Annotated in this window: 17 protein-coding genes and 1 tRNA gene; 15 read left to right on the forward strand and 3 right to left on the reverse strand. The window is 65.4% G+C overall.

The window, feature by feature from the left end:
* The first annotated feature begins 125 nt into the window (after positions 1-125).
* The 13 genes from QRQ56_RS06445 (at position 126) to QRQ56_RS06505 (ending at position 14,539) form a co-directional block, all read left to right on the forward strand.
* On the forward strand, positions 126-2,159 hold the full coding sequence (locus QRQ56_RS06445; RefSeq protein WP_438738466.1) for an NAD(+) synthase: 2,034 nt from the start codon (positions 126-128) through the stop codon (positions 2,157-2,159).
* A 33-nt stretch (positions 2,160-2,192) separates the two neighbouring features.
* Entirely contained in the window at positions 2,193-2,573 is a 381-nt protein-coding gene (locus tag QRQ56_RS06450) for a GrlR family regulatory protein (RefSeq protein WP_438738468.1), read from the forward strand.
* A 544-nt stretch (positions 2,574-3,117) separates the two neighbouring features.
* On the forward strand, positions 3,118-3,933 hold the full coding sequence (locus tag QRQ56_RS06455; protein WP_438738469.1) for a sugar phosphate isomerase/epimerase family protein: 816 nt from the start codon (positions 3,118-3,120) through the stop codon (positions 3,931-3,933).
* 30 nt (positions 3,934-3,963) lie between these two features.
* On the forward strand, positions 3,964-5,601 hold the full coding sequence (locus QRQ56_RS06460; RefSeq protein WP_438738471.1) for an ABC transporter substrate-binding protein: 1,638 nt from the start codon (positions 3,964-3,966) through the stop codon (positions 5,599-5,601).
* A gap of 1 nt (position 5,602) precedes the next feature.
* A complete protein-coding gene (locus QRQ56_RS06465) occupies positions 5,603-6,586 on the forward strand; it encodes an ABC transporter ATP-binding protein (protein WP_438738473.1) in 984 nt (327 codons plus the stop codon).
* The gene (locus QRQ56_RS06470) at positions 6,583-7,569 is read left to right on the forward strand and encodes an ABC transporter ATP-binding protein (protein ID WP_438738475.1); all 987 of its coding nucleotides are present in this window, start codon (positions 6,583-6,585) and stop codon (positions 7,567-7,569) included. Before QRQ56_RS06465 ends, QRQ56_RS06470 begins: the two co-directional genes overlap by 4 nt.
* Positions 7,569-8,498 carry an ABC transporter permease gene (locus tag QRQ56_RS06475; RefSeq protein WP_438738477.1) on the forward strand — a complete coding sequence of 310 codons (930 nt, stop codon included), beginning with the start codon at positions 7,569-7,571 and terminating at the stop codon, positions 8,496-8,498. Before QRQ56_RS06470 ends, QRQ56_RS06475 begins: the two co-directional genes overlap by 1 nt.
* A complete protein-coding gene (locus QRQ56_RS06480) occupies positions 8,495-9,361 on the forward strand; it encodes an ABC transporter permease (protein WP_438738480.1) in 867 nt (288 codons plus the stop codon). Before QRQ56_RS06475 ends, QRQ56_RS06480 begins: the two co-directional genes overlap by 4 nt.
* Positions 9,362-9,640: 279 nt before the next feature.
* Positions 9,641-11,491: a dihydroxy-acid dehydratase gene (ilvD, locus tag QRQ56_RS06485; protein ID WP_438738482.1), complete on the forward strand. Its 1,851-nt coding sequence runs from the start codon at positions 9,641-9,643 to the stop codon at positions 11,489-11,491.
* Positions 11,492-11,711: 220 nt separating this feature from the next.
* Positions 11,712-12,035: a hypothetical protein gene (locus QRQ56_RS06490; protein WP_438740094.1), complete on the forward strand. Its 324-nt coding sequence runs from the start codon at positions 11,712-11,714 to the stop codon at positions 12,033-12,035.
* A gap of 176 nt (positions 12,036-12,211) precedes the next feature.
* Positions 12,212-12,301, forward strand: a tRNA-Ser gene (locus tag QRQ56_RS06495).
* A 982-nt stretch (positions 12,302-13,283) separates the two neighbouring features.
* Positions 13,284-14,027: a DUF7168 domain-containing protein gene (locus QRQ56_RS06500; RefSeq protein ID WP_438738484.1), complete on the forward strand. Its 744-nt coding sequence runs from the start codon at positions 13,284-13,286 to the stop codon at positions 14,025-14,027.
* A 320-nt stretch (positions 14,028-14,347) separates the two neighbouring features.
* Positions 14,348-14,539, forward strand: coding sequence for a hypothetical protein (locus tag QRQ56_RS06505; RefSeq protein WP_438738486.1), 192 nt, complete (start codon positions 14,348-14,350; stop codon positions 14,537-14,539).
* A gap of 56 nt (positions 14,540-14,595) precedes the next feature.
* On the opposite strand, the gene QRQ56_RS06510 is transcribed toward QRQ56_RS06505, so the two are convergent.
* On the reverse strand, positions 14,596-14,820 hold the full coding sequence (locus tag QRQ56_RS06510) for a hypothetical protein (RefSeq protein ID WP_438738487.1): 225 nt from the start codon (positions 14,818-14,820) through the stop codon (positions 14,596-14,598).
* Positions 14,821-15,072: 252 nt separating this feature from the next.
* On the opposite strand from QRQ56_RS06510, the gene QRQ56_RS06515 reads away from it, so the two are divergent.
* Positions 15,073-15,393 (forward strand): DUF1476 domain-containing protein, encoded by a 321-nt coding sequence (locus QRQ56_RS06515; RefSeq protein WP_438738489.1) that lies wholly within the window; start codon positions 15,073-15,075, stop codon positions 15,391-15,393.
* Positions 15,394-15,411: 18 nt separating this feature from the next.
* On the opposite strand, the gene QRQ56_RS06520 is transcribed toward QRQ56_RS06515, so the two are convergent.
* On the reverse strand, positions 15,412-16,017 hold the full coding sequence (locus tag QRQ56_RS06520; RefSeq protein ID WP_438738490.1) for a TIGR00645 family protein: 606 nt from the start codon (positions 16,015-16,017) through the stop codon (positions 15,412-15,414).
* Positions 16,018-16,187: 170 nt separating this feature from the next.
* Here QRQ56_RS06520 and QRQ56_RS06525 point away from each other — a divergent pair, with 170 nt between their 5' ends.
* On the forward strand, positions 16,188-16,478 hold the full coding sequence (locus tag QRQ56_RS06525) for a hypothetical protein (protein ID WP_438738492.1): 291 nt from the start codon (positions 16,188-16,190) through the stop codon (positions 16,476-16,478).
* A 31-nt stretch (positions 16,479-16,509) separates the two neighbouring features.
* Here the strand turns inward: QRQ56_RS06525 and QRQ56_RS06530 are convergent, their stop codons facing one another.
* Positions 16,510-16,638: a hypothetical protein gene (locus QRQ56_RS06530; protein WP_438738494.1), complete on the reverse strand. Its 129-nt coding sequence runs from the start codon at positions 16,636-16,638 to the stop codon at positions 16,510-16,512.
* Positions 16,639-16,839: the final 201 nt, after the last annotated feature.

A 16,839-nucleotide genomic window follows, 5' to 3' on the forward strand; every position in this document is an offset into this window, starting at 1 on the left:
GGTCAGCGGCCCTGCAAATCCGTTATGCATGACGGCGGATGGCCTGCACGGAGGGCGGTCGATGGGCTACATAGGGTCTGGAGCCGACGACTTTCGGCACGAAGAGATTTGGGGTACTGCGCGCGATGAATTTTCACTCGATCTACGCTCACGGATTTGCGCGCGTCGCGGCCTGCGTCACCACCTCCCATGTCGCCGATCCCTCGGCCAACGCAAAGGCCGTGCTGGCGGCAGCCGCGGCCTGTCACGAGCAGTCGGTGGCGGTCGCCGTGTTTCCCGAGCTGTGCCTGTCCGGCTATGCGATCGAGGATTTGGTCAAGCAGGATCCGCTGCTCGATGCGGTCGAGCGCGGCCTTGCAGGCATTGTCGAGGCGTCGGCGGGGCTGATGCCGGTCCTGATCGTCGGCGCGCCGCTGCGCTTCGGTCATCGCATCTACAATTGCGCCGTCGTCATTCATCGCGGCAACGTTCTCGGCGTGGTGCCGAAGTCCTATCTGCCGACCTATCGCGAGTTCTACGAAGGCCGGCATTTCGCCTCCGGCGCCGGCATGGCCGGAGAGACGATCGCGTTCGGCGGGCTGCATGCGCCGTTCGGCGTCGACCTTCTGTTTGCGGCCGAGGACGTTCCGGGCCTCACCATCGGTGTCGAGATCTGCGAGGACATGTGGATCCCGGTCACGCCGGCCTCGGAGCTCGCGCTCGCGGGCGCGAGCGTGCTGATCAATCTCTCGGGCAGCCCGATCACGATCGGCCGGGCGCGCTCGCGCGCGCTGTTGTGCCAGTCGACGTCGGCGCGCTGCCTTGCGGCTTACGTTTACGCGGCCGCCGGCGCCGGAGAGTCTACGACGGATCTGTCCTGGGACGGCCAGACCTCGATCTATGAGAACGGCGCGCTGCTGGCCGAGGGCGAGCGGTTCCGCCAGGGCGGCCAGGTCACAACTGCCGACGTCGATCTCGATCTGCTCCGGCAGGAACGCGCGCTGATGGGCACGTTCGACGACAACCGCAGGCAGCGCGAGGCGTTCTATCGCAAGGTGACGTTCGCGCTGAAGCCGCCTGCGGGCGACGTCGGCTTCCTGCGCAAGATCGAGCGCTTTCCGTTCGTGCCGAGCGACGAGAGCCTGCTCGAGCAGGATTGCTACGAGGCCTACAACATCCAGGTCGCCGGCCTCGTGCAACGCATGCGCGCCACCGGCACCAAGCGCGTCGTGATCGGCGTCTCCGGCGGGCTCGATTCCACCCACGCCTTGATCGTCGCCGCCAAGGCGGTCGATCTGCTCGGCCTGCCGCGGGAGAACATCCTCGCCTACACCATGCCGGGCTTTGCCACCGGCAGCGAGAGCAAGACCCATGCGCTGGCGCTGATGCAGGCGTTGCACACGAACTGGCAGGAACTCGACATCCGCACCACCGCGACGCAGATGCTGAAGGACATCGGTCATCCCTTCGGCCGGGGCGAGAAGATCTACGACGTCACCTTTGAGAACGTGCAGGCGGGGCTGCGCACGGATTATCTGTTCCGGCTCGCCAACCATCACGGCGGCATCGTGATCGGAACCGGTGACCTCTCCGAGCTTGCGCTCGGCTGGTGCACCTATGGCGTCGGCGACCAGATGGCGCATTACAACGTCAATTCCGGCGTGCCGAAGACGCTGATCCAGCACCTGATCCGCTGGGTGATCTCGTCGAAGCAGTTCGGCGACGACGTCAACCGCACGCTCGGCTCGATCCTGGTCGCCGAGATCTCGCCCGAGCTGGTGCCGGTGGAGCCCGGCCAGAAGCCGCAGAGCACGGAAGCCTCGGTCGGGCCGTACGAGCTGCAGGATTTCAACCTGTTCTATACGCTGCGTTTCGGCATGCGGCCGTCCAAGATCGCCTTCATGGCGCAGCACGCCTGGAAGGACGTCGCCAGGGGTGAATGGCCGCCGGCGTTCCCGGGCGATCGGCGCAGGGCTTACGATCTTCCGGAGATCCGGCGCTGGCTCGAGGTGTTCCTGCGCCGCTTCTTCGCCTTCAGCCAGTTCAAGCGCTCGGCCATGCCGAACGGCCCGAAGGTCTCGTCGGGCGGCTCGCTGTCGCCCCGCGGCGACTGGCGCGCGCCGTCGGATTCGAGTGCGGCGGCATGGCTCGAGGATCTCGAGCGGAACGTGCCGAACTGATCGGAGCGGCTGGATCGGTGGGGAGATGATCGGATGTCGGCGGGGGATCGGGCGGAAGCGGAGGAGGCCGGCGTCGTCAACGGCCTTTACATCTTCGACATCGAGATGCGCGACGGCAAGCGCGGTCAGGCGAGGGGCGTCGTCGTGCTCCACGACGGGCGCATCATGGGCGGCGACAGCTATTTCTACTACACCGGCAGCTACACCTTCCGGAACGGCAAGTGGCGTGGCGATATGATCGTCAACCAGCACACCGAAGCGGTCGGCAGAACGCTCGCCTTCGGCGGGCGGGAGGTCTCTTGCGGTTTTTCGGGCGACTATTCCGCCGGCGGCGCCGAGGTCGAAGGCATGGCCCTGGTCGGCAAGACCACCGTGACCTTTACAGCCCGTCTCACGCTCCAGGATCCCATGTGAGTCCCGGCGTATTCCGCTTCACGGGATCGCGCTCACGCCAGAGACTGTCTCGACCGGGGCCGCAGACGCGCTGACCGAAAAGCGAACGCTGAAACGACAACGCGCCGCCCGGATGCCCCATCCGGACGGCGCGAAGTTGCGTTCAATCTAAGAAAGCTTCGAGGTCCGGAGTGCCTAGGAGTCCGGACCTCGTCACTTTGCCCCAGCCTTCAATCCCCCGCCCCATGTGGTCCCCCAACCCCATGTAGCGCGATCAGAGGGTGATGCCCGTGGAAGTGGCCGCCGATCGATGTCCCGCGATGTACGCGAAGTATGGTTAGGATTCCATTCCGGATCACTACGGGCACAGATGCGGCTTGCCATGTGCTCGTTTTGCAACGCGCGCGTTCGGTATCGGCGCTGCGATCGCTGTTGTGCGGATCCCGACTGAACGATCGGCAGATGTCCACAGTTCGTCCGCACTGCGGAACCCGTGCTTCACGGGCCTGTCATTGAACTGGTCTAGCGCTGCTCTCCGTCATCGCTGACGGTCAAGGAGCAAGCCATGTCGAAGCCGGTGCTGGGCGCCGCATTGTCCATCAAATCGATTCCCGCGCATCGCGACTGGCTTCTGGACCGGCAGCGCGACCTCGAGATCCAGGACTTCTTCCGCGCCGATCTGCTCGACAGCGACTGGCGCAGCACGGCGGGCGAGATCAAGCAGATGCTCGCGGGCCATACCGGCCGACTCGGCATCCACGGCCCGTTCTGGGGCTTCAAGATCGACAGCCACGATCCCATGATCCGCCAGGCCGTGACCAAGCGCCTGCTGCAGGGCCTCGATGCCGCGGAATTCCTCGGGGCGACGCAGATGGTGATCCATTCGCCTTTCACGACCTGGGACCACAACAATCTCGATCTCTATCCCGACAACCGCGCCAACATCGTCGAGCGCGTCAAGGCGACGCTCGCCGAGGTGATCGCGCGCGCCGAGACCATCGGCTGCGAGATCGTCATCGAGAACATCGAGGACAAGGACCCGCGTGATCGCGTCCGTCTCGCCAAGGCGCTGGAAAGCGCCAAGGTCCGCGTCTCGCTCGACACCGGGCATGCCAACTACGCGCACATCTCCACCGGCGCGCCGCCGGTCGACTACTATGTCGAGACCGCCGGCGACATGCTGACGCATGTGCATCTGCAGGACACCGACGGCTTTGCCGATCGGCACTGGGCGCCGGGCGAGGGCAACATCCCCTGGGTCGCCGTGTTCCGCGCACTGGCACGGCTGAATTCCAACCCGCGGCTGATCCTCGAGCTTCGTAATCACGACAACGTCCGCGCCGGCGCAGCCCATCTGGCCGCGCTCGGTCTCGCCGAATAACCAGCATCATCCAGGGCAGGGGCTACCGCCATGAGCAAATTTACCCGTCGCACCATCCTGAAATCCGGCGGCGCTGCCGCAGGCACTCTGCTGCTGCCGCGCTTTGCGATCGGGCAGGCCGACAACCGGCCCTCCGTGACGATCGCGGTGCAGAAGGTCACCAATTCGAACGTGCTCGACGTGCTGCGCGAGCAGTCCAATGTCGGTGAGCGCGTGTTCTTCTCCTCGATCTGGGAAGGCCTGATCTCCAAGAACTGGCGCGGCAATCTGGAAGCCGTGCCGGGTCTCGCCACCGAATGGCGCCGCATCGACGACCAGACCGTCGAGGTGAAGCTGCGCCAGGGCGTCAAGTTCCACAATGGCGACGAGCTGACTGCAGAGGACGTCGTCTTCACCTTCAGCCGCGAGCGCATGTTCGGTGAGACCGAGGCCAAGAGCCGCTCGACCATCCAGGCCTTCGAGAAGATCCCGACGCCGCGTCCCGGCAAGGAACTGCCGCCGGACGTGCCTGCGGTTGCCCGCCGCATCTGGCCGGACCTCGTCCGCGTCGATGCCGTCGACAAGTACACGGTGCGCTTCTACAACGCGACGCCCGACGTCACCATCGAGGGCCGGCTGTCGCGCTACGGCTCGGACATCGCCAATCGCCGTGCCTGGGCGGAATCCGCAAGCTATCTCGACTGGGCCCGCAAGCCGATCACGACCGGCCCCTACAAGGTCGTGGAACTCAAGCCTGATGTGTCGCTGACGCTGGAAGCTCACGACGAATATTGGGGCGGCCGTCCGCCGCTCAAGCGCATCCGCTTCCTCGAAGTGCCTGAAGTCGCGAGCCGCATCAACGGCCTCCTGTCGGGCGAATACCAGTTCGCCTGCGACATCCCGCCGGACCAGATTGCCGGCATCGAGAAGAACACGGCATTCGAAGTGCAGGGCGGCACCATCCTCAATCACCGCCTGACCGTGTTCGACAAGAACCACGCCGTGCTCGCCAATCCGCTGGTGCGTCGCGCCTTCACTCATTCGATCGATCGCCAGGCCATCGTGGACAGCCTGTGGGCCGGCCGCACCCGCGTGCCGAAGGGCCTGCAATGGGAATTCTACGGCGACATGTTCAACGCCGACTGGAGCGTGCCGGCCTACGATCCCAAGCTGGCGCAGGATCTCCTCAAGCAGGCCAATTACAAGGGCGATCCGATTCCGTACCGCCTGCTCAATAATTACTACACCAACCAGGTCGCGACCGCGCAGGTGCTGGTCGAGATGTGGAAATCGGTCGGGCTCAACGTCCAGATCGAGACCAAGGAGAACTGGTCGCAGATCATGGAGCGTGCGCCGAGCCGCGCCGTGCGCGACTGGTCGAATTCGGCCGCCTTCAACGATCCGGTGTCCTCGCTGGTCGCCCAGCACGGCCCGAATGGTCAGCAGCAGCAGATCGGTGAGTGGACCAATGTCGAGCTGAACAAGCTCTCGGAGTTCCTGGAGACCTCGACCGACCGCGCCGCGCGCAAGAAGGCGTTCCTCCGCATGCTGGAGATCGCCGAGCGCGAGGATCCCGCCTACACGGTGCTGCACCAGAACGCGACCTTCACGGCCAAGCCGAAATCGATCAAGTGGAAGGCCTCGCCCGCCTTCGCGATGGATTTCCGCGCCGGCAATTTCGAGGCCTGAGGTGTCGTCGCTGGTCAGCATCCGGGACCTGCGCGTCGCTTTCAGCGGCGTGCCGGTCCTGCGCGGGGTCGATCTCACCATGCGGAAGGGCGAGGCCGTCGGCCTCGTCGGCGAATCCGGATCGGGCAAGTCGGTGACCTGGCTTGCCGCGCTTGGGCTCCTGCCGCGACATGCGAAAGTGTCGGGCTCGGTTCGGCTCGACGGCCGCGAGCTTCTCGGCGCGCCCGTATCGGAGCTCGACCAGGTCAGGGGCGGGCGCATCGCCATGATCTTCCAGGATCCGGCGAGTTCGCTCAATCCGGTGCTGACCATTCGCAGGCAACTCTCCGAAGCTCTGGTGCTGCATCGTGATCTCCAGGGCAATTCCGTGAAGGCGGAAGCGCGGCGGCTGCTCGATCTCGTCGGGATCCCCGACGCGGGCCGGCGGCTGGAGGCCTATCCGCACGAATTTTCGGGCGGCCAGGTCCAGCGCATCATGATCGCGATGGCGCTCGCCGGGAATCCGGACCTGTTGATCGCGGACGAGCCGACCACCGCGCTCGATGCCACGATCCAGGCGCAAATCCTGGAGCTGCTCTCCACCATCCGCCGCGAGATGAGCATGGCGATGGTGCTGATCAGTCACGATCTCGGCGTCGTCGCCGAGAACTGCGACCGCGTCGCGGTGATGTATGCCGGCCGTATCGTCGAGCAGGCCCCCAGTAACCAGCTCTTTGCCGATCCCGTCCATCCCTATGCCCAAGGTCTGATCGGCGCGCTGCCGCCGCTCGACGGCCCGCGCCGCCGCCTCACGGCCATTCCCGGCACTGTGCCCGATCCCGCGCACATGCCGGGTGGTTGCGCCTTCGCGCCGCGTTGTGCGCTGGCATCCGATCCCTGCGGGCTCGCCGCACCCACTTTGGCGCCGATCGCGAACGACCGCAGCGTTGCCTGCATCCGCGCCGAGGCCTCGCGCCGCGCGCTGCTCGGGATCGCCGCCGAATGAGCCCGCCGCTCGTCGAGGTGTCCGCGATCTCGCGCAGCTATGCGATGCGTTCTGGCATGTTCGGCCGAGCGACGGCCGTCCATGCCGTCGATGGCGTGTCGCTGACCATTCCAAAGGGCGAGACGCTCGGCCTCGTCGGCGAGTCCGGCTCGGGCAAATCCACCACCGGCCGCATCGTGCTCGGCCTCGAGCCGCCCGATCGCGGCGAGGTGAAGTTCGACGGCAAGCCGATGGCTGCGCCGGGCACGCCGGCATGGCGTGCGCAGCGCGCGCGCATGCAGATGATCTTCCAGGATCCGCTGGGTGCGCTGGACCGGCGTTTGCCGGTCGCAACGCAAATCCGCGAACCTCTGGACATCCACAATCTCGGCACGCCCGCCGAGCGCGAGGACCGCGTTCGCGAATTGCTGCGCGCGGTCGAACTGACACCGGCGCATGGCGCGCGCTATCCAGGCGCGCTGTCCGGCGGCCAGCGCCAGCGCATCGTGCTGGCGCGAGCGCTGGCGACGAAGCCCGACTTCCTCGTTTGCGACGAGCCGGTCAGCGCGCTGGACGTCTCGATCCAGGCGCAGGTGGTCAACCTGCTCTGCGATCTCCAGGCGCAGCTTGGATTGACTCTGCTGTTCATCAGCCACGATTTGCGCGTCGTCAGGCAGATCAGCAATATCGTCGCGGTGATGTATCTCGGCCGCATCGTCGAGATCGGCAGTGCCGACGATCTGTTCGCACGTCCCGAGCATCCCTATACGCAGGCGCTGGTCTCGGCATCTCCCGCGCCGGGCCGCCGCAGTGCCGGCCGGATTGTGCTGGCGGGCGATCCGCCGAACCCGGCAGCGCGCCCCACAGGCTGCGCTTTCCATCCGCGCTGCCCGCGGGCCATCGCGCGCTGTGCGAGCGAGGTGCCGGCGCTCTCGGCGGTCGGCGGCGGCAGGCAGGTGGCCTGCCATCTCGTCACGGGTGCCGAGACGCGGGACGCCGCCTGATGGGACGCTATCTCGCCATCCGCATCGGTCGGGCCGCGCTCACCATCGTGCTCGTCGTCACCTTCGCTTTCGTCGTGCTGCGGCTGTCGGGCGATCCCGCGCTGATGATTTTGGGACCCGAGGCTCCGCCCGAGGTGCTCGCGGCGTTCCGCAAGGCCTGGGGCCTCGACGATCCCATCTGGTTCCAATATCTCGACTACTTCCATGCCATCGCCAAGGGCGAGCTCGGCCGCTCCATGCGCGACGGGCGCCCCGCGATCGAGCTGGTGCTGGAGCGCATTCCCGCGACGCTGGCGCTGACCTTGCCGGCGTTTGTCTTCAAGGTCGTGCTCGGGATCCCCGCCGGGATCTACGCCGCGCTGCATCGCGGCTCCGCCATCGATCGCGCCGTGATGATGACGGCGGTCGCCGGTTTCACCGTGCCGAGCTTCGTGCTGGCGCTGATCCTGGTTCTCGTGTTTGCCGTGCAGCTCGGTTGGCTGCCCTCGGGCGGGCAGGACAGCTGGCGCCACGCCATCCTGCCGATCGCAACGCTGAGCCTCGGCGGCGCCGCCGTGCTGGCGCGCTTCACCCGCAGCGCCATGCTGGAGGTGCTGGGCCAGCCTTATATTCGCACCGCATCCGCCAAGGGCGTACCCTGGCGCAAGGTGGTGACGTCGCACGCGCTGCCGAACGCGGCGATCCCGACCGTCACGATTCTCGGCTTCATGGTGGGCACGCTGATCGCCGGCGCGGTCGTGGTCGAGAGCGTATTCTCCTGGCCGGGAGTAGGGCGCCTGCTCGTCGTCGCCGTCGCCAACCGCGACCTCGCCGTCGTGCAGTGCATCCTCTTGCTGGTCGCCATGACCATGGTCACGTCGAATCTGGTCGTCGATTTCCTCTACGGATTCCTCGATCCCAGGCTGCGTGCCAAAGGAGCGCACGCATGACGGATGCCACGCTGAAGGACACGTCCATCCGTCGCCGCATCAGCCTTCCTGCGGTCCCGGTCCCGGTCTCGGTCGTGCTCGCGATCAGCTGGATCGTCGCGATGCTGGTGATCGCGGCTTTCGCCGAGAAGATCGCGCCCTACGGCTACACCCAGCTCGACCTGCGCAATCGTCTGGCGGCGCCCGGCAACGTGGCGCACTGGCTCGGCACCGACGAGCTCGGCCGCGACGTGCTGTCGCGTCTTCTGGTCTCGATCCGCATCTCGCTGCTGATCGCTTTCGGCGCCACCGCGATCTCGGCCGTCGTCGGCACCACGCTCGGTTTCCTCGCCGCGCATTTTCGCGGGGTCGTCGAGCAGCTCGTGCTGATGCTGACCGACTTCCAGGCCAGCATGCCGTTCCTGATCATGGCGCTCGCCGTGCTCGCCTTCTTCGGCAATTCGTTGCCGCTTCTGATCGGCCTGATGGGCCTGTTCGGCTGGGAGCGCTATGCCCGCATCTCCCGGGGCCTCGCCATCTCTGCCAATGCGCAAGGCTACGCCGCCGCGGTGCGTCAACTCGGCGCCACGCCGTCGCGGATTTACCTGCGGCATATCCTGCCCAACATCGCCTCGACCCTGATCGTCTCGACCACGCTGGTCTTCCCTGAAGTGATCTTGATGGAGTCCGGCCTGTCCTTCCTCGGCCTCGGCGTCCAGCCGCCGATGACCAGCCTCGGCAACATGGTCGGCTATGGCCGCGAGTACCTGACCCGGGCCCCCTGGATCATGCTGGCGCCGGCGGCCACCATCGTCGTGACCACGCTGGCGGTATCCGTGATCGGCGACTGGCTGCGGGATCGGCTGGATCCGACGCTGCAGTAGTCCGCAGGCCCCGTGTCCCGGACGCGGTGCGGCGCGCAGTGCCGCTCCGCAGAGCCGGGACCCATCTCTCCGCATGTTCTGGGCCCCGGTTCTGCAGCGCACCGCTGAAGAAGCGCTGCGCTGCGTCCGGGGCACGGGAGAGCCCGCGCCGGGAGCAGGGGAGCCCTGTCCGCCCCAAGTTCCCGTTGCGCGCGTTCCCCGCGTGCGCTATCCGGCCACAAAGGCCTGAGGCGGCACCACATTTTCCCGCCCGGCCCAAACCCGAGGACGGAAACCGCCATGCCAGCCTATCGCTCCCGTACCACCACCCACGGCCGCAACATGGCGGGCGCTCGCGGCCTCTGGCGCGCGACGGGCATGAAGGACGGCGATTTCGGCAAGCCGATCATCGCGGTCGTCAACTCCTTCACCCAGTTCGTGCCCGGTCACGTCCACCTCAAGGACCTCGGACAGCTCGTGGCCCGCGAGATCGAGCAGGCCGGCGGCGTCGCCAAGGAATTCAACACCATCGCGGTCGACGACGGTATCGCCATGGGGCATGACGGCATGCTCTACAGCCTGCCGTCGCGCGAGCTGATCGCCGACAGCGTCGAGTACATGGTCAACGCGCATTGTGCCGACGGCATGGTCTGCATCTCCAACTGCGACAAGATCACGCCCGGCATGCTGATGGCCGCACTGCGCCTCAACATCCCCGCCGTGTTCGTCTCGGGCGGTCCGATGGAAGCCGGCAAGGTCACGCTGGCCGGCAAGACCAAGGCTGTCGACTTGATCGACGCCATGGTCGCCGCTGCCGACTCCAAGGTCAGCGACGAGGACGTCAAGGTGATCGAGCGCTCGGCATGTCCGACCTGCGGCTCCTGCTCGGGCATGTTCACCGCCAACTCCATGAACTGCCTGACCGAGGCGCTCGGCCTCGCGCTGCCCGGCAACGGCACGGTGGTTGCCACCCATGCCGACCGCAAACGCCTGTTCGTCGAGGCGGGCCACACCATTGTCGATATCGTCCGCCGCTATTACGAGCAGGACGATGCGAGCGTGCTGCCACGCAAAGTCGCGAACTTCAAGGCGTTCGAGAACGCGATGACGCTCGACATTGCGATGGGCGGCTCGACCAACACCGTGCTGCATCTTCTCGCCGCCGCCCACGAAGGCGAGGTCAAGTTCACCATGCAGGACATTGACCGGCTGTCGCGCCGCGTCCCCGTGCTGTGCAAGGTCGCGCCGTCGGTCGCCGACGTTCACGTCGAGGACGTGCATCGCGCCGGCGGCATCATGGGCATTCTCGGCGAGCTCGACCGCGCCGGGCTGATCGATACCTCGGTCTCGACCGTGCATGCGCCGACCATGAAGGATGCGCTGGAGCGCTGGGACATCACGTGCTCCAAGAGCGAGACGGTCCGCACTTTCTATCGCGCCTCGCCCGGCGGCATCCCGACGCAAGTCGCCTTCAGCCAGGAACGCCGCTACGACGAACTCGACGCCGATCGCGAGAAGGGCGTCGTGCGTAATCTCGAGCATGCCTTCAGCAAGGACGGCGGCCTCGCCGTGCTCTACGGCAACCTCGCGCAGGACGGCTGTATCGTGAAGACCGCCGGTGTCGACGCCTCGATCCTGAAATTCTCCGGCCCCGCGCGCGTGTTCGAGAGCCAGGACGCGGCTGTCGAGGGCATTCTCGGCGGCAAGGTCGTCGCCGGCGAGGTCGTGGTCATCATCTATGAAGGCCCGCGCGGCGGCCCCGGCATGCAGGAGATGCTCTATCCCACGAGCTATCTGAAATCGATGGGCCTGGGTAAGGCCTGCGCGCTCGTCACCGACGGACGCTTCTCCGGCGGCTCGTCCGGCCTGTCGATCGGCCATCTGTCGCCGGAAGCGGCGGAGGGCGGCAACATCGGTCTGGTGCGCACCGGCGACATCATCGCCATCGACATCCCGAACCGCGGCATCACGCTGGAGGTCTCCGACGAGGAACTCGCCAAGCGCCGCGCCGCGGAGGAGGCGAAGGGGGACGCCGCCTGGCAGGCCGTGGGCCGCAAGCGCAACGTCTCGACCGCGCTGCAGGCCTACGCCGCACTCACCACCAGCGCCGCGCGCGGCGCGGTGCGCGAGGTGAAGCGCCGCGGGAAGTAAGCTTTGCATCGTCCGCGCGAGGCGCGGATGGTCAACGAGTCCTGAACGGCCGGCGAAAGCCGGCCGTTCGCATTAAGGATGCCCTGATGAACTTCAGCAGCCCTGGATTTTGCGGCGTATAATGTGGCCACCTTCGCAAATCCATTTCGGGCAATTGGGGCACCACATAATGTCGCGTACTCTTGCTGTTGTTTTCTCGACCGCCGTCGCCGCGATTTCCATGACGGGCGCAGCTTCGGCCGGCTGCTACAATTGCTACGCGCCGCCGCCGTGCCAGACCTGCTACCAGCAGCAATACGTGCAGCCGCAGTACCGCACCGTCGATGAGACCGTGATGGTGTCGCCGGGCGCCGTCGTCGCGCACCGCACGCCCGCGCAATATCGCACCGTGATGGTGCCGCAGACCGTGATGGTCGCGCCGCCGAGCGTCCAGTACCAGCGCATCGCGCCGCAATACGCCACGCGCCAGCGCGTCGAGATGGTGTCGCCCGGCTATTCCTATTACGCCCCGGTGCAGATGGGCTGCGCGTCCTGCGGCTACTGAGCCTGACGCAACAACGAACGGATCTGGCGCGGCGCTCGCAACGGGCGCCGCGTTTTCTTTTTCCCTGAAGTCCTTGAGGCGGTCTGGATGGACTAGGGGAGGGCGACCAACCAGTTTCGCCAACTTCGCGTTGCCTTGCGCGGCCGACTGCGTTAAGCGACAGCCGTTCCGGACTTGGAAGGGTGGCCGAGTGGTTTAAGGCACCGGTCTTGAAAACCGGCGTGCCCGCAAGGGTACCGTGGGTTCGAATCCCACCCCTTCCGCCAGTTCTCCTCTCATGCAGCTGATATTACAGCTAAACTGTCGTCATCTGCCCCCCGAAACCAGCCTTCAGGGCAGGGGCCATGTAATTTTACTGGCGACGTCATGCTGCGGCACCCGCTGAGCGGAGCTTTTCGGCCAGCAGTGGGATCAGATCGAGCACATCCATCCCCACAGTTCGGGTTCGGCGGCTCAGAAGCCGACAAGAAACGGTCAGCAACGGATGGCGCTGAAGGCTTCATGGGCTTATGCGGGCAGCCGCGGTCACGTCTTGACCCCGTTACCCCTGCAATCTTAATTGGCATCTGATGTGGACAATAAGTCCTCGGCAGGATGATGCGATGTTCAACCGTTTTTTGGCTACGAATGCGGTGATCTTGCTCGCAGTCGTAGGTGGCACGACCACAGCATTTGCCGCGCCAGCTTCGGCACAACATGTCGCGACTGCGACGGGACAGGTGCTTTGCGACGCGAGAGGATGTCGTCCGGTAAAAAGTGGATGCCGGCTGGAATATCGGACCGGCATCGCTGGAGGTGCAGTACCCACGGGCGGAAACGTTGAGATTTGCCCTCGCCAGTCGGCTCGATAGACAGGCGCGCGCTGCTTCAGGCTGACGGGCCTGTAGCAAGATGCGTCAACCTGCTTCTTCGACCGAAAACGATCGTGTCCTTGGGCCAAAAAACTATTGGGGCTCGGCTGGCTTATCGCGCTCATGGCTTTCGGCTTCAGCGGCCGCGCACGCATCCATGCCATGGCACCTGCTTAGATAGTACCGAGCGCCCGCCACGATCGAGCCAACAGCGAGCACGCTAACCAGCAGGATGATCGTCCACCGTCTCTTCGACATTCCATGTCCTTCTGTAATGACAGCCTTCTACCAACCGCAGTCTGATATCCCGATCGTGAAGGCAAGGAGGAGGTGTGGTGGCCTTCCGTCAGTCTATCCGACCACGATCCATTGGCCATGCTTCCCAGACAGGTAATCCGTGAACCCGACCTCCACTCCCGCCTCCCTCGACAAGCTCAGGCTCCGCATCCAGGCGTTGCGCGCCAAGACGATCGCCAATGGCTGTACCGAGGACGAGGCGCTGTCTGCGGCCGCCAAGGTCGCCGAACTGCTGGATCGCCACGATTTGTCGCTCTCCGACGTCGAGCTGCGCGCCTCGCCGTGCGAACGGAGGGCCTTCGAGACCCATCGCAAGAAGCGAATTCCCCTGGACGACTGCGTCGGCGCGATCGCTCATTTCTGCGATTGCCGGGTCTGGCGCGAGAAGAGCGCGGCCGGCGAGAGCATCTATGTGTTCTTCGGTCTCGGTGCGGATGTCGAGGTCGCGCATTATCTGGCCGAATTGATCGACGGCGCCGTGCGCAGCGAACTTGGCCGCTTCAAGACCTCGGTCGACTATGGCCGGTTCCGGCACCAGGAGCGGCATCTGGCCAATGCCTCCTTCGCGCTCGGAATGGTGGCCTCGATCGCGGACAGGCTGGTGGCGATCAAGGCCAGCCGCGATCAGGTCAACGAAAGCACCGGCCGCGGGCTGGTCGTGCTCAAGACCTCGGTGGTCGATGCGGAATTCGACAAGCTCGACCTCAAGCTCCGGACCCAGCGCAGCGCCGGTCGGACGGTCTCGATGACCGCCTATGAAGCCGGCGGCGCCGCCGGCGCGTCGCTGGCGATCAATCCCGGCCTTGGCGGGGCGCAGCCAGGGACGACTCCCAAGGGTGGCTGAATGCATGGGCGAGGGAGGGCGCCTATGGTGACCGTGCACTGGCCACGCCGACGCGTCCGGTTCCGACCGACGAGCAGAAACGGCGTTTCAGGCTCAATAAAAAGACATTGTGTCTGAAAGACTTAGCTACTGTGCATGGGGTTGTTTTTCGATCTTTTGTGCCGGCTACCTCCAGGGGAGGAACAGACGGTCAAATTGCCGGTTGGAGGCTCAGGTTCTCCCAGGCGGTAAGGTCCTGAACCAACGAACGTTTCGCCGGGCTCCGGTCACTCGGGGGCTCAAAGTGTGGAACTCTTTCCTCACGGCGGCGTTATCTCGGCATGACTGAAGACCTTTCATACCGACGCAAACCCCTGACCCCTGAGCAGCGCCAGGCGCGCGATGCGACACGCCGAGTCGAGGCCGAAAAGGCCATGCGCGACCATGAAGAGGCGCAGAAGGCGTTTTACGCCAACAAGGAGCGGCTAAAGGCCGAACGGCTCGCGCGCGAAGCCGCGGAGACCAAGGCCTGACCCCAACGGCAAGGCAAGCGAAGGCGCGGCGGCGGGTCATCGTCGCCGCGTCGCCTTTAATGCCGGTTGGACATTCGCGTTGTGCTCAAGGCCAGTACCAGCGATTGGATGGCGATGACGAAGGGCCGCCGGGGCAATTGTGCCTCGATGGCTTCGGCTGCGACCCGACAATCGTCGGCGACCTTGAGCAGCCCGCTTCGCGTCAGGTCCATGGTGGAGAGGGCGGCTTGTTCCAGGCAGACCCGCTCCAGCCGTCGAAACTCCCGCAGCTCTTTGTTCATGCGTCAGCTCTCGATGTGCCCGAACCCATGCGGCGCTGAGTCTGCTTAATGAATAGTTAACAATAGCAGTCTGATCGAGCTGGCTGGCTCGGGGCTTGTGCGCGGCCACAGCCAGGCCCGGTCACACCGGCAGGCTTGACGACGTCCGGCTTCCGCCGGAAGCTTCAAATGAACCTAAACTGACATGAACCCGCGGAGACGTTTGCCCAGCCAGTCCGACCCCTATCAGCGATAAGCGCAATGGAGCTGACCATGACCACGTTCGACAAACGCGAGCAGGGCTTCGAGGCCAAGTTTGCCCACGACGAGGAGCTCATCTTCAGGGCCACGGCCCGATCCAACAAGCTGCTCGGGCTCTGGGCTGCCAGCCAGCTCGGGTTGAGCGGCGATGCCGCCGCGAGCTACGCGACGTCGCTGGTCACGGATCATCTGCAGAGCCAGGCGATGGACGAGGTGGTGGACAAGGTGTCGGGCGATCTCGCCGGAAAAGGCGTCGAGCGCGCGCAGGTCGCGCAGAAGCTCCAGGAGTGCCTGCATCAGGCGCTCGCTCAGCTCGAAGCAGACAAGCAATAGACGGCGATCTGCTGCGCCTCACTCCGCGTGCTTGCGCGCGCCGGCATCGCCGAGCCTGTCGACATAGGCAATGCCGATCGCCGAGACCACGAAGGTGAGGTGGATCAGCACCTGCCACATCACGCCGTTCTCGGTGTAGCCCGCGCGGTTCGAGCCGAGATTGCCGGCCTCGATGAAGGTGCGCAGCAGCGCGATCGAGGAGATGCCGATGATGGCCATGGCGAGCTTAATCTTGAGCACGCTAGCATTGACGTGGCCGAGCCATTCCGGCTCGTCGGGATGGCCCTGCAGGTCGAGCCTCGAGACGAAGGTCTCGTAGCCGCCGACGATCACCATCACGAGCAGATTGGAGATCATCACGACGTCGATCAGCGCCAGCACGCTCATCATGATCTGCTGCTCGGTGAGATCGAGCGCGTGCCAGGAGAGGTGCCAGAGCTCTTTCAGGAACAGCGCGATGTAGACGCATTGCGCCACGATCAGTCCGAGATAGAGCGGCAGCTGCAGCCAGCGCGAGCCGAAGATGATCATCGGCAGCAGGCCCAGGCGTGGCACGGGCAGGCTTGGCACAGGCTGGCGTGGCTCGGTGCGAGGGGCCGATTGGGGTCCAGGCTCAACCGACATTCAGGCCGCATCCTCGCAATCGAAACGTCTCGCTCTCCTCTAGCCCGACAAGACGGCCGGCGGAAGACGCCGCGCGTCTCGCCGTCGGTGGACGCGCCAATTCGTGCTAGAGCGTGCTAGAGCGTGCTGGGCGGGCGTCGCGAGACGGTCCGGATCGGGGGAGGCAGGTCGTGACGGGGCGTGGTTTCGGCAGATGGTCCGGCGGGATCTTGCTCGCTGGCGCGATCATGATGGGCGCCAGCATCGCGGAGGTCTCGGCGACACCCCTGACGCCGTTTCGCTACGAGGCGCAGGCGCAGCGTCATTGCCCGAACGACAAGGTGGTCTGGCTCGATTTCCGCAAGGGCCTCTACTACCGCAAGGGTCAGAAGCGGTACGGCCAGGGCTTCGAAGGCAGCTTCGTCTGCCAGACCGAGGCCCGCGATGGCCGCTATCGCCGCTCGCTGATGGGCCTGCGCTGAACCGCGGGCGATGCGCGCGAGGACCGATCGGCTAGGTCGGGCGCGGCACCTTCACCGGGACGTGCGGAGAGGTGCTGATGACCCGGGGGCTGCCGTCAGGATAGGTGCGGTCGCCGCGGATCAGTGATTCCAGAACCAGGAAGAATTTCTCGGCAAGCATGTGCGTCACCCCTGTCGGTGATGGGCCTCTTGAAATTAAGTCGAGGCGCCCAACGCGAAAATTCAATCAACTGAACGAGAGCGGCAGCGTTGCCTGCTGCGCCGCATCTGGAAGATCGCAAGAAGAGGAAGGGGGCTCAGGCGAAGGCCAGTGCCATGAGGCTCGAGCAGAGCAGAACCAAGCCGCCCGCGGTCAATGCCA

Source organism: Bradyrhizobium sp. U531, from assembly GCF_051710265.1.
Taxonomy (GTDB): Bacteria; Pseudomonadota; Alphaproteobacteria; order Rhizobiales; family Xanthobacteraceae; genus Bradyrhizobium.

Excerpts from the sequence above, each read along its gene's own strand:
- QRQ56_RS06475 (WP_438738477.1), top strand. The coding sequence starts at position 7,569 with ATGGGACGCTATCTCGCCATCCGCATCGGTCGGGCCGCGCTCACCATC.
- ilvD (WP_438738482.1), top strand. The coding sequence starts at position 9,641 with ATGCCAGCCTATCGCTCCCGTACCACCACCCACGGCCGCAACATGGCG.
- QRQ56_RS06520 (WP_438738490.1), bottom strand. The coding sequence starts at position 16,017 with ATGTCGGTTGAGCCTGGACCCCAATCGGCCCCTCGCACCGAGCCACGC.
- QRQ56_RS06480 (WP_438738480.1), top strand. The coding sequence starts at position 8,495 with ATGACGGATGCCACGCTGAAGGACACGTCCATCCGTCGCCGCATCAGC.
- QRQ56_RS06505 (WP_438738486.1), top strand. The coding sequence starts at position 14,348 with ATGACTGAAGACCTTTCATACCGACGCAAACCCCTGACCCCTGAGCAG.
- QRQ56_RS06490 (WP_438740094.1), top strand. The coding sequence starts at position 11,712 with ATGACGGGCGCAGCTTCGGCCGGCTGCTACAATTGCTACGCGCCGCCG.
- QRQ56_RS06515 (WP_438738489.1), top strand. The coding sequence starts at position 15,073 with ATGACCACGTTCGACAAACGCGAGCAGGGCTTCGAGGCCAAGTTTGCC.
- QRQ56_RS06450 (WP_438738468.1), top strand. The coding sequence starts at position 2,193 with ATGTCGGCGGGGGATCGGGCGGAAGCGGAGGAGGCCGGCGTCGTCAAC.
- QRQ56_RS06445 (WP_438738466.1), top strand. The coding sequence starts at position 126 with ATGAATTTTCACTCGATCTACGCTCACGGATTTGCGCGCGTCGCGGCC.
- QRQ56_RS06460 (WP_438738471.1), top strand. The coding sequence starts at position 3,964 with ATGAGCAAATTTACCCGTCGCACCATCCTGAAATCCGGCGGCGCTGCC.
- QRQ56_RS06530 (WP_438738494.1), bottom strand. The coding sequence starts at position 16,638 with ATGCTTGCCGAGAAATTCTTCCTGGTTCTGGAATCACTGATCCGCGGC.
- QRQ56_RS06455 (WP_438738469.1), top strand. The coding sequence starts at position 3,118 with ATGTCGAAGCCGGTGCTGGGCGCCGCATTGTCCATCAAATCGATTCCC.
- QRQ56_RS06470 (WP_438738475.1), top strand. The coding sequence starts at position 6,583 with ATGAGCCCGCCGCTCGTCGAGGTGTCCGCGATCTCGCGCAGCTATGCG.
- QRQ56_RS06510 (WP_438738487.1), bottom strand. The coding sequence starts at position 14,820 with ATGAACAAAGAGCTGCGGGAGTTTCGACGGCTGGAGCGGGTCTGCCTG.